Annotated in this window: 16 protein-coding genes; 2 read left to right on the forward strand and 14 right to left on the reverse strand. The window is 42.4% G+C overall.

Going from position 1 to position 13,930, the window contains the following annotated elements; translation table 11 throughout:
- Positions 1 to 38: 38 nt before the first annotated feature.
- The 8 genes from F612_RS0109680 to F612_RS0109715 all read right to left on the reverse strand — a co-directional run bounded on the left by F612_RS0109680 (position 39) and on the right by F612_RS0109715 (position 7,884).
- Positions 39 to 305 (reverse strand): FeoC-like transcriptional regulator, encoded by a 267-nt coding sequence (locus tag F612_RS0109680; RefSeq protein WP_019557569.1) that lies wholly within the window; start codon positions 303 to 305, stop codon positions 39 to 41.
- Between the two features lie 53 nt (positions 306 to 358).
- Complete coding sequence (feoB, locus tag F612_RS0109685; RefSeq protein ID WP_019557570.1) at positions 359 to 2,680, reverse strand: Fe(2+) transporter permease subunit FeoB; 2,322 nt, start codon at positions 2,678 to 2,680, stop codon at positions 359 to 361.
- Complete coding sequence (locus F612_RS12535) at positions 2,677 to 2,919, reverse strand: FeoA family protein (protein ID WP_019557571.1); 243 nt, start codon at positions 2,917 to 2,919, stop codon at positions 2,677 to 2,679. The genes feoB and F612_RS12535 overlap by 4 nt, the downstream gene beginning before the upstream one ends.
- A 268-nt stretch (positions 2,920 to 3,187) precedes the next feature.
- Positions 3,188 to 3,802 (reverse strand): methionine biosynthesis protein MetW, encoded by a 615-nt coding sequence (gene metW, locus F612_RS0109695; RefSeq protein ID WP_019557572.1) that lies wholly within the window; start codon positions 3,800 to 3,802, stop codon positions 3,188 to 3,190.
- The gene (gene metX / locus F612_RS0109700) at positions 3,799 to 4,971 is read right to left on the reverse strand and encodes a homoserine O-succinyltransferase MetX (protein ID WP_019557573.1); all 1,173 of its coding nucleotides are present in this window, start codon (positions 4,969 to 4,971) and stop codon (positions 3,799 to 3,801) included. Before metX ends, metW begins: the two co-directional genes overlap by 4 nt.
- Before the next feature lie 9 nt (positions 4,972 to 4,980).
- Complete coding sequence (locus tag F612_RS0109705) at positions 4,981 to 5,559, reverse strand: YggT family protein (protein WP_019557574.1); 579 nt, start codon at positions 5,557 to 5,559, stop codon at positions 4,981 to 4,983.
- Positions 5,559 to 6,386: a pyrroline-5-carboxylate reductase gene (proC, locus tag F612_RS0109710; RefSeq protein ID WP_026329720.1), complete on the reverse strand. Its 828-nt coding sequence runs from the start codon at positions 6,384 to 6,386 to the stop codon at positions 5,559 to 5,561. The genes F612_RS0109705 and proC overlap by 1 nt, the downstream gene beginning before the upstream one ends.
- A gap of 796 nt (positions 6,387 to 7,182) precedes the next feature.
- Complete coding sequence (locus F612_RS0109715) at positions 7,183 to 7,884, reverse strand: YggS family pyridoxal phosphate-dependent enzyme (protein ID WP_019557576.1); 702 nt, start codon at positions 7,882 to 7,884, stop codon at positions 7,183 to 7,185.
- A 267-nt stretch (positions 7,885 to 8,151) separates the two neighbouring features.
- Here F612_RS0109715 and ppk2 point away from each other — a divergent pair, with 267 nt between their 5' ends.
- Positions 8,152 to 8,898: a polyphosphate kinase 2 gene (gene ppk2, locus F612_RS0109720; RefSeq protein WP_211209498.1), complete on the forward strand. Its 747-nt coding sequence runs from the start codon at positions 8,152 to 8,154 to the stop codon at positions 8,896 to 8,898.
- Between the two features lie 77 nt (positions 8,899 to 8,975).
- Positions 8,976 to 9,206 carry a hypothetical protein gene (locus F612_RS0109725; RefSeq protein WP_019557578.1) on the forward strand — a complete coding sequence of 77 codons (231 nt, stop codon included), beginning with the start codon at positions 8,976 to 8,978 and terminating at the stop codon, positions 9,204 to 9,206.
- A gap of 60 nt (positions 9,207 to 9,266) precedes the next feature.
- Here the strand turns inward: F612_RS0109725 and F612_RS13030 are convergent, their stop codons facing one another.
- From F612_RS13030 to F612_RS0109755, 6 genes are all read right to left on the reverse strand, one after another.
- Positions 9,267 to 9,977, reverse strand: coding sequence for a hypothetical protein (locus F612_RS13030; protein ID WP_019557579.1), 711 nt, complete (start codon positions 9,975 to 9,977; stop codon positions 9,267 to 9,269).
- 9 nt (positions 9,978 to 9,986) lie between these two features.
- Complete coding sequence (locus tag F612_RS0109735; RefSeq protein WP_019557580.1) at positions 9,987 to 11,273, reverse strand: dihydroorotase; 1,287 nt, start codon at positions 11,271 to 11,273, stop codon at positions 9,987 to 9,989.
- Entirely contained in the window at positions 11,270 to 12,322 is a 1,053-nt protein-coding gene (locus F612_RS0109740; protein ID WP_019557581.1) for an aspartate carbamoyltransferase catalytic subunit, read from the reverse strand. The genes F612_RS0109735 and F612_RS0109740 overlap by 4 nt, the downstream gene beginning before the upstream one ends.
- The gene (gene pyrR / locus F612_RS0109745) at positions 12,319 to 12,831 is read right to left on the reverse strand and encodes a bifunctional pyr operon transcriptional regulator/uracil phosphoribosyltransferase PyrR (RefSeq protein ID WP_019557582.1); all 513 of its coding nucleotides are present in this window, start codon (positions 12,829 to 12,831) and stop codon (positions 12,319 to 12,321) included. The genes F612_RS0109740 and pyrR overlap by 4 nt, the downstream gene beginning before the upstream one ends.
- A gap of 79 nt (positions 12,832 to 12,910) precedes the next feature.
- Positions 12,911 to 13,369: a Holliday junction resolvase RuvX gene (gene ruvX, locus F612_RS0109750; RefSeq protein ID WP_019557583.1), complete on the reverse strand. Its 459-nt coding sequence runs from the start codon at positions 13,367 to 13,369 to the stop codon at positions 12,911 to 12,913.
- On the reverse strand, positions 13,362 to 13,928 hold the full coding sequence (locus tag F612_RS0109755; RefSeq protein ID WP_019557584.1) for a YqgE/AlgH family protein: 567 nt from the start codon (positions 13,926 to 13,928) through the stop codon (positions 13,362 to 13,364). Before F612_RS0109755 ends, ruvX begins: the two co-directional genes overlap by 8 nt.
- Positions 13,929 to 13,930 lie beyond the last annotated feature (2 nt).

Consider the following 13,930-nt stretch of genomic DNA (forward strand, 5'->3'; position numbering starts at 1 on the left):
GACTACGTGTTGTGAGCAATATAACGAATACATTTATTCTAAATAATTTGAATGGAAATTGATAGGTTTTTTAGGCGTTTATCCATCCATTGATAGGACGGACCTTTTGAATTCTGTGAGCAACCAGTAGAACAGTTTCCGGTTGAGCAGGATGAGGCGCTTATTTCCTGCACATGCCCCTGTTCTAAAAGAGGATTCATCAGGCCAAAAGCGGCTTCTTCAGAGAGATCAAAGTGATTTTTTATGTCCGCTAAAGTGACCTGCTCATGCTGTCTGATGTATTTTTTTAACTCTAATAAAATCATGGATTCTCCTGGACAAATGTAGATGTCAAGTTGTGATTTTGTATTAATTTACATTAAATCATATTTTTGGAATTTGATTTCAATTGAAATTTTCGTCCGACCTTCCGCAAACTAAGGTAAAGGACGAGCATCGCGAATGTGATTATGCCAAGCCATATTGTCGAACCCGTTGGGTGTTCGTTAAAGGTTGCGATTTGGTAGAAGCCTACGGCAACACTGTACCCTAGAAACATACTCCAACCTCCACTGTATAATGCCCAACGCCAACCTAGTTCCTGTTTAATCGCTCCAAAGGTCGCAACACACGGAAAGTAAAGTAGGATAAGCAGTAAATATGCATAAGCACCAATATCCCCATTAAAATACGTCGCCATTTTATCGAGTGTCGAAAGAGTAAACCCCTGCTCTTCCGCAATAAGCAATTTATCTTCGACATTCTGAATAGAACCTAACCCTAATGGGTCTAGTACATTCGTCACAATACCTGAAATATTCTGCGGAATTGTTGCAAGTGCTGTTTGCATAGCGTCTATAAAATCGTAGGTTTCATCACTATCAAGGTGTGTTTTTTGTTTTTGATAAAGAGCATCCAATGAGCCGACAACCACTTCCTTGGCTAATAAACCCGTAATAAGGCCAACGGTTGCTGGCCAATTCTCTTCGGTAATGCCTAAGGGTGCGACGACGGGTGTGGCAATCTTGGCGACAGTGCTGAGTACAGAAGTCGGTTGGTTTTCATGGCCAAAGGTACCATCAGTGCCTAAGCTATTAAAAAAGTTGAGCGCTAAAACGACTAAAACAATGATTTTTCCAGCATCTAGAATAAAACTTTTCAACTTATTACGGGTATTGATGGCGACATTGATAATCGCCGGTTTATGGTAAATCGGCAGTTCCATCAGGAGCGCTGGAGCTTCACCCGGAAGTAAGGTGTTTTTTAAAAGTAATGCCGTTAAGGTTGCTGCAAGTATGCCGATTAAATACAGCGAAAATACAATCAGTGCAGCATGCTCGGTAAAGAAAGCGGTCGCAAACATGACGTAAACGGTTAAACGTGCACTACACGACATAAAAGGCGTCATCATAATTGTCATAATACGATCACGTTGATCCGGTAGAGTGCGAGTGGCTAATACCGCAGGAATATTACAACCGAAGCCAACGACTAACGGAATAAATGCTTGTCCTGAGAGGCCTAAACGACGCATCAGGCCATCCATTATTAGGGCTGCACGCTGCATATAACCAGTTTCTTCCATAATAGAAAGTAACAGGAATAAAGCACCTATGACAGGAATAAAGGTTGCAACGACTTGTATGCCACCGCCAATTCCCTGAGCTAAGAATGCAATTAACCAGTTAGGGGCATTTATGGATTGTAAAAGAGCGGTAGGCCCATCCACAAATAAAGCCTGAGCTCCTAAGTCGAAAAAATCGAGAAATGCATTGCCGACGGTCACTGAGAGTGCAAAGACCAAATACATAATGCCTAAAAAAATCGGCATTCCTAAAAGGGGGTGCAGTATCCAACGGTCAATTTGATCAGTGGTATTTCGAGTATATTGGTCTGTATGCGTTTGGCTAGCATGAGCAGCATCATGCGCAAACTGAAAGTATAAGTCCGCTGAAATGAGGAGTAGATCTTCTTCATAATGGGATTCTAAACGTTTTTTCTCAGCCTCGCAAAAGCTCCGAAGTTCCAATGGCGTCTGTTCGGGATGAATCAACATTTGTAACGTTTTCCAACAAGACTCCGAATCCACATTTTCTTGGTGGCTACGCACGGCATGAACCGAATTGTGTAACTCTTCTGGTAGATCAAAATGCAAGTCTGAACGTTTATTAAGCAGTTCAGGCAACTGTTGTTTAAGGTGATCTATCCCTTTATTGTAATAAGCTGAAATTGGGACGACAGGACAACCCAATTGGAGTGCGAGTTTATCGGGGTCAATATTCAGGTTACGCTCATTAAGAAGGTCCATGCGGTTTAACACAACAATAACGGGCAACCCCATATGCAACAGTTGAGCCGTTAAAAACAGTTGGCGTTCTAAGCTGGTTGCATCAACCACATTAATGATCAAGTCAGCAGACTGGCTCTGCAAATAATCGCAAGCAACTTTTTCATCTAAACCAGAGTGGGACGATTTCTCAAGGCTATAAACACCTGGTAAATCAACTAGATGGTAGCTTTTTTGATTAAGTTCAAAATTTCCAGTTTTTTGCTCAACAGTCACACCTGGCCAATTGCCAGTCGTCTGCTGAGAGCCTGTCAAACGGTTAAAAAGTGTAGTTTTTCCGCAGTTTGGGTTACCAATCAGTGCAATTTGATAGGCGTGTTTTTTGAGTTTAATCCGGGGCTTAATGACATTCATGATAGCGGTTCAACCTGTATATAGTTCGCGATTTGTTTATCGACTGCAAATCGACTCCCGTCAACACATACGACCAAGTTTTGGCCTCTGATCAGTATAAGTTCCACCACACTGTTGGTATGGAATCCAAGGTGCACCAGACGCATTTTTATCTCTGAGTCACCTTGCAAAGCGGTGATCTGACTGATTTGCCCAGCATGGCAATGGGATAGGGGAAGGTTGTGTTTTAAGTTCGGCATCTTTTAGTTCTAAATGATAATGGTTTTTATTTAGGTATAGGATAGCAAACCTGGCAAGTTACTTCAATCTTTACAGCAAATATAGATTGAATCAAGAGGCTGCTATGTTGCAAATATCTCAATAGAATACTTAAGCAGTCTTTTGATGTTTTAGGAATCGTTCGTTAGGAAAGGATGAGTATTGGAGAAGGTTCGCAAAGAAAATACCCAAATGTCATGAAAATAAAGCGTTTTATTGCGCCCAATGAAGCCAACCTTTGTGGAAAAACTAAGGCGTTTTCCTCTGAACCTTGTATAAGGCCACTTCTCCTAGCCAGTTAGGGGCGATAGACATGCCGAGCGTTCTCCTATGCTCTGCGTTCACGACGGTTCGCGCCACTACTTCAATGTCTTTTTCTTCGCACAAGGCTTCAAAGTCATTAAAAGTACACATGTGGATATTCGGTGTGTCGTACCAGTGATAAGGCAGAGTATCTGTTTTAGGCATATGACCTTTAAACAAAAGTTGGGCACGGTTGCGCCAATGTCCAAAATTGGGGAAGGTAATGATGATTTGCTTCCCTATCGCCAACATATCTTCCAATAATTCGTCTGGCCGACTTACGACTTGGAGTGCTTGGGTCATAATGACATAGTCAAAAGAATCTTTATCAAAATAGTCACATAGGTCATGGCTGTTTAAATCGCTTTGGATAACATTCAAGCCTTTTTCAATCGCTTGAATATTTTTAAACGAGTCTATTTCCATTCCATAACCGGTCACGCCATAGGTATCGATTAAGTGCTGCAATAATTGTCCATCCCCGCAACCCAAGTCTAAAACGCGACTATTGGGTTTTATCCATTCTGAAATGAGCTTAAATTCAGGTGTGATTTGACTCATTTGTCAACCTTTTGATTTAGAAAGATAAGGGGGTCTAATGGTGTAATCTCACTAATGATTCGCTGCATATAAGCTCTAAAAAGCCCTTCATAATGTTCATTGCGCAGCAAGAATGCATCATGACCATGTTCAGACTCAACTTCTGCATAACTAACGTCTGTATCATTATCGAGCAAAGCTTTAACGATTTCATGTGAACGTGCGGGTGCAAAGCGCCAATCCGTTGTAAAAGCGATGACTAAAAACTTTGCGGTTGTTTGAGCAAGCGTTTTGGAAAGGTCATGATCAAATTCTGAAGCGGGATCAAAATAATCTAATGCTTTGGTCATTAATAAATAGGTATTGGCATCAAAGTTTTGTGTGGTTGCGAATTTCTCACCTTGATAGCGAAGATAGCTTTCAACCTGAAATTCCACTTCATAGTTGTATTGCAACTCATCCTTACGACGTTCACGTCCAAACTTGGCCCCCATCATGTCGTCTGATAAGTAGGTTAAATGGCCAAGCATTCTCGCTTGGGCCAATCCTTGTTTTGGTACGGTTTTATGCTCAAGAAAACGGCCCTCATGAAAATCTGGATCCGTCATAATCGCTCTACGAGCCACTTCATTGAAGGCTATATTTTGTGCAGATAATTTCGGGGCGGCCGCAATGACAATGGCATGTTGGAGTTTATCCGGGTAGTCAATTGCCCACTGTAAAACCTGCATGCCTCCCATAGAACCACCAATCAAAGCTGCCCATTGATTGATTCCGAGGTGTTTTCGAAGTTCATTTTGGCTATTAACCCAGTCGCGACAAGTGACGATTGGGAAGTCAGGTCCATAGACTTTACCAGTTTCTGGATTCAAAGTAGTTGGTCCCGTGCTGCCATGGCAGCCACCTAAATTATTGGAACAGACAACAAAGAAATGATCCGTATCAATTGGTTTCCCGGGGCCAATATAATCATTCCACCAGCCGGGCTTGTTGTTTGCATCTAAACCAGCAACATGATGGTCTCCACTTAATGCATGGCAAATTAAGATGCCATTCGAGGCACTGGCATTAAGTTGACCATAGGTTTCGTAGATAAGGTCATATCGAGGTAAAATCGAACCACTTGAAAGCGTCAATGGTTGTTCAATATGTAAGGTTTGCGGCGTAATCACACCAAGTTCAATTGTCATAACTAAGACTTATCCCGCCAATGTTTGTGCAATTTGTGTGATAGAGCCGACCGCTATAATTTGTACCAGTTTAATCGTCAGTATCGCGGCTATAGGAGATAAATCCATACCTGCAATCGGGGGGATGATTCTTCTAAAAGGCTCCAAAATTGGACTGGTTAGCTGATCAAAAATAACCGTGTTTGGATTGTATCCAGGAGCCACCCAACTCAGAACTATTTGAATAATAATTAACCAAAAGAGCATATCCAGTAGCTGGTTCATAATCTCTGTAATGGAGGCAAGCAGAATAAAAACAGCACCAAAATCTTTCTCCGTTAAAAAGCCTACGAGTAAAATGAATAGAGCTTGGATAATCACGGCTGTAACGATAGCCGACCAATCCCAGCGACCTTTTAAAGGCAAAATTTTATTGATAGGTGCGCATAATGGATTGGTTATCTTGGCGATAAAGGTCACAATTGGGTGGCGCCAGTCTGCATGAGTAGCACGTAATAAAAAACGCAGCATTAAGCCAAAAATGACTAGTCCCGTGATGAATTGTAGTAAAAAAAGACCACCTTGGCCCATTGGTGAAGTCATCTCCATTATGCTTGCCCTCCTAATTCATCGGCCAACTCTTTGGCTCTATTTTGAGCACAAAGCATAGCGCCTTCTACTGTTTGACGAAGATTTGATTCTTCAAAGCGCTTAATGGCACTTTCCGTCGTCCCGTTGGGTGATGTCACATTTCGTCTTAATGTTGCACAATCTTGTTGGCTTTCCATGACCATTTTTGCGGCTCCCAAAGCGGTTTGCATGGTAAGTAGGTGTGCTGTTTTAGCATCGAGTCCCATTTTTTTGGCGGCTTCTTCCATGGCCTCCATAAAGAGAAAGTAATAAGCCGGGCCACTGCCTGACAATGCTGTAACGATGTCAAGCTGTTGTTCGTCATCGACCCAAATAGTGATACCTGCCGCGCGTAGAATGTGCTCAGCTTGGCTTTTTTGATTAGCAGAAACAAATGGATTTGCAAACAATCCTGTTGCACCCGTTTGAATCAAAGCGGGTGTGTTGGGCATCGTTCGTACGATTGACACTTCACCACCTAACCAGCGATTGATATCTAAAGAGCGAATGCCGGCAGCAACTGAAATGACCATACACGATTTAGCCTGTATGCTTGCTCGAATATCCTTGCAGACGGACTGCAAAATTTGGGGTTTAACCGCCAGTACTACGATATCGGCTTTCGCGATCGCTTCATTATTATCCGCGAAACAGTGAATGCCGAAAGTTTGGGTGATTTGATCACGCTGTACAGACGTTGGATCGGTCGCAAAGATGTGTGCTTTTGAATAGCCACTGGCTAATAGCCCACCAATTAAACTTTGCGCCATGTTGCCCGCGCCGATAAAACAGATTGTTTGATTCATAGTGTTTTATGTTAACCGAGTTAATTTGTAGAAAGATGTCCGATATTATACGGGAAAAAGCGATGAAAACGCGATAAGAAGTAACCAAAAAATGTTAGGGAACCTAATCTACTTTTACAGAAGACGCTTAATTCTCTTGCAAGAAAGAAGTGTTGCAGTTGTGGTCACTCTACTGATAGGAGTGAGGTGATTTTACGAATACTTTATGCTTAAATGACAGACATTATTGTCACTGATAATGCCATGTGAAGATTCATCGATTAAGCTGGATTCAGCAAATCCAGGTTAATGGCTTGTGGTCATAAATCAGATGTTATTTCAATAATTCATATGCGTTAGGTATGAAAGCGAATTTAGAATAAAGTTTATAAGTTATCGAGCATGACCAAGGCGGGTATTACTGCTTTAAATCCTCAATAAAGAATTACAACTGAAGACATTATGAGAGGGTCCAACGACATTAAATACAAGAAATTCATTGACTAAGAATGCTTGAATTAATTGTTTTTAGATAAAAGAGCCTAATGCACTAGCAAAAAATCAAATAGTTTAGTTTTTCAGTTTACTCAATGTCAGTGGGAATCGTTTAGGGACAAGTCTGGGCGTTAAAGTTAAGACTATTTAATATGTCTAACGTTATCTTACAGTACACAGCGTTTACAAAATTAGTGATGAACCCTTCTGTTAAATTAGATCCATCAGTACCTGAAAAGAGAAGATCGTTGGATTAATTCATGTGTGGTAAACACCTTAAAATGCACGAAATTCGATGCGTATTTTGCAAATGAATCAAAGCCTACGCGTTGCTAGAAATGTCTCGAGCACCAAAAATATCTGTACCAATGCGTACCATGGTGGCGCCCTCCATAATAGCGGCCTCAAGATCGCCTGACATGCCCATTGAAAGCGTATCTAAGGGTGCATTCGGGTTTTGTTTTTGCAATGTCTGCAAAAGCATACGCATCAATGCAAATGGCACACGCTGAGCTTCAATGTTCACTGCTTTCTGTGGGATCGCCATTAAGCCCCTTAAGCACAGGTTGGGTAGCTGACTGATTTCATTCGCAATCTCGATTGTTTCATCCGGAGAGAAGCCCGTTTTAGAGGCTTCTTCACTAATGTTTACCTCTAATAAAATATTCAGTGGCGCTAGATTGGCAGGTCGCTGGCTGCTTAAACGTTGGGCTATTTTCAAACGATCAACACTATGCACCCAATCAAAATGTTCTGCAATTGGTTTGGTTTTATTGGACTGAATTGGGCCAATAAAATGCCATTCTAATTCAGGGCTTTGTGCAATTTTAAGCAAAGACTCTTGCACATAATTTTCACCAAAACAGGTTTGGCCATTCTCAGCTAAAGTCAAAATATCTTCGATCGGTTTCGTTTTGCTTACGGCTAATAAATGAACGGATTCGGGTAGGCGTTTAGAATGTAAACAGGCTTGGCGGATCCTATCTTGTACGCTGTGAAAGCGTTCAATCAGTGAAGTTGACATCGATTTTCCAATCTTTGAGCGAAAGCGTTATTGTAGTAAAAATTGACAAATAAAACCTTAAAATAAAGTTGATTAACGAGAGCTGTAAATTTGGCTGATCTAGTTCATGCATGAAGCGAATGCGCTGTAGGGTTGCTATAACGATGATTCGCCTCGTATAAAAATGGGGAAATAGGCGTATAATTAAATTATAGAAAAAAATTCCCAAAAGGAGTGAGTGTGAAGAAAGTAAAATCCAGTGAAGGCAGTTATCCTTATGATGTGAAAATGAAGCGTCAAGAATACAAAGCCACTAAACGCTTATTACAGATCGAACTCTTAAAGTTACAGAGATGGGTCAAAGAAAATGATGAACGGATTGTTATGGTGTTTGAAGGACGTGATGCGGCTGGAAAAGGCGGAACGATAAAACGTATTATGGAACATCTTAACCCGCGTGGTGCGCGTAATATTGCCTTAGACAAACCAAGTGAAACTGAAAGAGGGCAGTGGTATTTTCAACGTTATATACAAAAACTACCGACGTTAGGTGAAATCGTATTATTTGACCGCTCTTGGTACAACCGGGCAGGTGTTGAACGCGTTATGGGGTTTTGTACTCCCTCTGAATATACTCAGTTTATACACCAGGCACCTGAATTTGAACGAATGGTGACAAACGACGGTATCCGTCTGATGAAGTTTTGGTTCTCTGTAGGTCGTAAAGAACAGTTACGCCGATTTAATGCACGTAAAGATGATCCTTTAAAACAGTGGAAATTAAGCCCGATGGATTTGGCTTCCTTAGATCATTGGGATGAATACACGAAGGCAAAAGAAGACATGTTCTTCTACAGCAATACCAAGCATGCGCCTTGGACAGTTGTAAAATCGAATGATAAAAAACGGGCACGCCTTGAAACGATGCGTTATATCTTGAATCAGGTACCTTATGCAGGCAAGGATGAAAAAATTATCGGTCAATCAGATCCATTGATTGTCAGTTCAGGTGAAGATGTATTTCAGTATGATTAGAGGATAATCCTACGAAAGTACAGGGTGTTTACTAGGCTTTTATTTATTAAATTATGCAAAATCAGTAGGATAGAACAATGAAAATTGATAAACATGCTTATAGGGTTGTGGAAGGTTTTAAAAAAAGTTTAACGGACGAGCAAGTAAAAGCCCTGGGTAATGAAAATTTTGAAGAGTTGCAGATGTTGATAGAAGCGGCTATTGGCTCGACGGCGACAAAAGTATTGGATGTTACAGCCAAAGAACTTGAAAAGCTTGCTAAGGCCACTCGTAAACATGCCGCATCTATTGCAGAGTTAGAAGGTTAATATCGATCTGGTTTTCTGAGATTCGATCACACATAAGGTAAAGTGAAGAGTGCTTTTTTGTTAAGCGTTATAGGTTATGCCTGTGAAGTTTAACCAATCTATTGATTGACAAACTTCCAGACATTTTTTTTGCATCTCTTTCGGTAAGCAAGCGAGGATCTGCCATTTTTCAGTCTGGGTTTCACTCTGATGGTGATATTGAATCCACTGGCCAAGTAACTCCGCGAGACTGCCTTCAAAGCATCCTGGAAGCCCTAACTCACTGGCCAACCGATTAGCGATTTTCCAGTCCTCAAGTAATGGGCTGGCTCCAATGGCATCAAGAGGCATTTCAGGGAGTATAAAACGGGATGGTTTGATGGGGAAGGGAAATCGTTGTTCACTGTGTAAAAGCGCGAGAGTCTGAGCCGATGCATGAGAAGCCTGCCTCTTTTTTGCAATATAGAAAAGGTTCGCCATCTCTAAACCACTGCCTAGAATCAGGAGATTTCCAGAGACAGGTATGGTGGTGGACGTTTTCGGTGGTCGACAATGTAGCTGGCCTGGGGAGGTGGTCTTCATGATTGACACTGAACTTAACAGCTGTAATTTAACGTTGTTCGATTGTAGCTCTTGATGAAATAGACGTAGCGGTTCTGGATAGGAATCAAGCCAGAAGACTGTACCGACATCAAATAGAACTGGATCGGTTAAGGTCAGGCTAATTAGCCAATAGCCTGCTGTTTGTTCTGCCTGTTGCCAGTCAGCAATAGAAAAAGTAGTAGGATGCATCCAGATATTTTACACTTGATTTTTGCGATAAACTGAGCGGCCTTGAAAAAAAGTTTGCTCTACCTGTCCGATAAACTCCCACCCTTGAAAGGGTGTATTCTGACCTTCACTGAGCATTTCATTCACTTTTAAAGTCCAAATCCCTTCAGGATTGAAAATACTTAAGTCAGCGGGTTGGTTAATGTCCAATGTCCCCCTTTGAACCCCTAAAATCTTTGCAGGGTTCTGCGTGACACAGCGGATGGCTGTCATGAGATCGAGGTCATTCTCTTGGACTAATTTCATTAATAGTGGCAGCAAGGTTTCTAATCCACTAATGCCTGGCATGCTTTCACCAAAGGGCAGAAGTTTTTCATCTTTTTGCAGCGGCGTATGGTCACTCACGACCGCGTCAATGACGCCCGACTTTAACCCCATTAACAAGGCCTGTTTGTCTTGCATGCTGCGTAAGGGTGGAGAGACATGAAACAGACTATTAAACCCAAGAACATCCATTTCAGAGAGGTGTAATTGGTGGATAGCAACATCGCAAGTGATGGGTAAGCCGCGTTTTTTGGCGTCTGCAATCATTTCAACCGAACGTGCACAAGAGAGTTGCGAGAAGTGGGCTCGAACTCCAGCTTCTTCCACTAGAATTAAATCACGAGCCAACGCAGTGGTTTCGGCTGAAGGTGGAATTTCGGGCAGTCCTAAGCGTGAACTAACAGGGCCGCTGTGTGCAACCCCGCCGTTTTTAAGTTGCTGGTCTTCACAACGTAGCATGACGACCATGTCTTGAGTCGACGTATATTCCAAAGCATTTTTTAATGTTAGGGCACTTCTGATCGGAGTGTTCGCCTGGCTCAAAGCTACACAGCCTGCCTGTTTCAAAGAGTAGATGCCACTGAGGCGTTCACCTTTTAAATCAATCGTTAAAGCACCAATCGGCATCACAAATGCCGTGGAAGCTTGACGTGCACGACGTTGAAGTAACTCGGTGACTGCTTGTGAATCATTTACCGGCGAGGTATCAGGTGGACAGCAGATACTGGTAATGCCGCCAGCCGCCGCTGCTTTGGTTTCAGAAGCGATACTGCCTGCAAAGTTACTGCCGGGTTCGCCTAAACGAGCTTGCAAATCGACCAGTCCAGGTAAAATCCATTTTCCGGTAGCATCAACCTCTTGAGTAGCTGTAAATCCTTCTGGTGCTTGATCTCCCATACCTACAATACGGCCACGAGAGAGATACAAATTGGTGACCTGGTCAAGATTTTGACTTGGATCAATAATGCGTCCATTTAGAATGACTAATTTCATGAGTTTGCCTCCTCCATTGCGTTGAGGGTATGTGGCTCGTCCAAATCAAGTGAAGCTTGTTCAGCACGATGCTGTTTCAATTGAGCCGCGTTACTCATAATAATGGACATGACCGCCATGCGAACGGCAATACCGTAGGTAACCTGTTCAAGAATGACCGATTGTGGACCATCCGCAACCTCGGAGGAAATTTCAACGCCCCGGTTAATGGGTCCTGGATGCATGACAATGGCATCGGGTTTGGCCAGAGCAAGACGCTCTTTTGTGAGTCCGTAAAGCTTAAAAAACTCTTTTTCACTGGGAATCAAAGCGCTGGTCATACGTTCATTTTGTAGGCGTACCATAATAATGACATCGACATCCTTTATGCCTTCCTCCATGTCGTGATAGACATGGATGCCCATGGCTTCAGGACTCTCGGGCATCAAAGTTTTAGGGCCAACCACGCGAATTTCACGCGCCTCTAAAATGCTTAAGGCTTGAATTTGTGAACGGACTACTCGGCTGTGTAAGACATCTCCGACAATTGCAACTTTCAAATCAAAGACACTGCCTTTGTGTTTACGAATCGTAAACATATCCAACATCGCTTGTGTTGGGTGGGCATGTTGGCCATCGCCCGCATTCAATACATGGACATGCGGGGCAACGTGTTGCGAAAAAAACTGTGCCGCACCGCTTTGCGCATGGCGAATCACAAACATATCAGTCTGCATAGCTTGTAAGTTCCATAGGGTATCAAGCAGAGATTCTCCTTTTTTGGCAGCAGAGGTTTCAATATCTAAACTTTCTACTTGGGCAGATAACCTTTTTTCGGCGATTTCAAAGGTCGTGCGGGTTCGAGTACTGGGCTCAAAAAAGAGATTCATAATGGTTTTTCCACGCAGAATAGGGACTTTTTTGATCTCTTGGGTATTTGGATTAATAAAGGATTCAGCCGTATCCAATATCTCTATTAAGTGCTGTTGTTTTAGACCTTCAATGGTCAAAAAGTGATGCAGTTGACCTAATTCATTGAGTTGGATATTCGGGCCAGTAAGTCTGCTCATGTGACGTCCTCCTGCTGGTCTAAAATCTTGACTATCAATGGGTCTGGGCCTGTCACTTTAATGGTTTGGCGACACTCTAGAGACATGCCGATGACGTCAGCCTGAAAAGGCAACTCACGACACCCTTTTCGATCCAATAAAGCGACTAAAGTGACACTTGCAGGACGACCATAATCAAAGATTTCATTTAAGGCGGCGCGTGTGGTGCGACCGGTAAAGAGAACATCATCAACGAGAATAATATGTTGATCATCAATTTCCCAAGGGATATCAGAGGCTTGTGTCGTTGGATTTAAACCGATTTTGGAGAAGTCATCACGGTAAAAGGAGATGTCGATGACACCTAACGGATCTGTTAAGGCTAATTTTTCATGCAATTTTTGGGCGACCCACTCACCTCCAGTGCGAATACCGATCATTTTAGGAGACTGGTTAAAAATAACCCGACGTTGTAATTGTTCACATATGTTTTCAAGCAAGGATGAAACATCAATGTCGAGTTCAGTCATATTTTTTCCAGTTAATGTTAGGTGTCGTCATGTGAGAGTCAGCATGTTAAGTTTGATAATAGAATTGCCGAACGTTGCCTTAAAGGGCGTTTTGAGTTATGTTCGCTTCTAGCCAATTCTCTAAAATAATTTGTGCAGCATGGTCATCCAAGTGAGTTTGCTTAAGGTGACGGCCTTCTGCTTCAATTGAACTGAGTTGTTCTTCCATAAAAAAAACGGGGCAGTGATAGCGGCCACTTAAACGTTGACCAAACTTACGGGCTGGTTGAGTCAAGGCTTGTTCGGTTCCGTCTAAATGCAGTGGTAAACCCACGACGATGGCAACAGGCTTCCAGTTTTCAAACAACTTGCTAATATGTTCCCAATCCGGTTTACCATCTTTACTTTTGACAATGGTTTCTGGCGTCGCTGTTTGGGTGATGGTTTGACCAGCGGCCACTCCAATACGGCGTAGACCAAAATCAAAGCCCAGTACAATCCCTGACATGGGTGTTGATTTAGTTTTTAATGAAGATGGGTTGCTCTTTTGATTAGGCATGTCCAGCCTCCAGTGTTAAAAACTCGGGCGAAATCCCCAACGTATTTAGAGCGACTTCCCATCTGTTTTCGATGGGTGTGTCAAACAATAGCGATTGATTGTAAGGGATGGTCAGCCAACTGTTACTTTTCAGCTCTTGTGCCAGCTGGCCAGGTTTCCAGCCTGCAAATCCGAGACAAATCTGGAATTGTTCGGGGCTTTCATTATGACTCAGTGCCTCTATAAAATCATCTGAAACAGTCATGGCCAGGTCATCAGGCAAAAGCATCGAACTTTTCCATTCACCTGAGGGATGATGCAGAATAAATCCGCGTTCCATATCCACTGGTCCACCTTTAAGTACGGTGCCCTCTAAAAAAAGACTGTCAGGATGTGAGGGGAAGTCAAAGTGAGTAAGTAGATCGTGCACGGTTAATTTATGGGAAATATTAATGACGAGTCCCATCGAACCATGGTCATTATCTTCCACGATATAAATGACGGTTTTTTCAAACCAACTATCGTCTAAAGATGGCATGGCGATCAGAAAGTTGTGTTCAAAAGAGGGCAATTGTTTCATAG

Source organism: Thiomicrorhabdus arctica DSM 13458 (genome assembly GCF_000381085.1).
Lineage (GTDB): Bacteria > Pseudomonadota > Gammaproteobacteria > Thiomicrospirales > Thiomicrospiraceae > Thiomicrorhabdus > Thiomicrorhabdus arctica.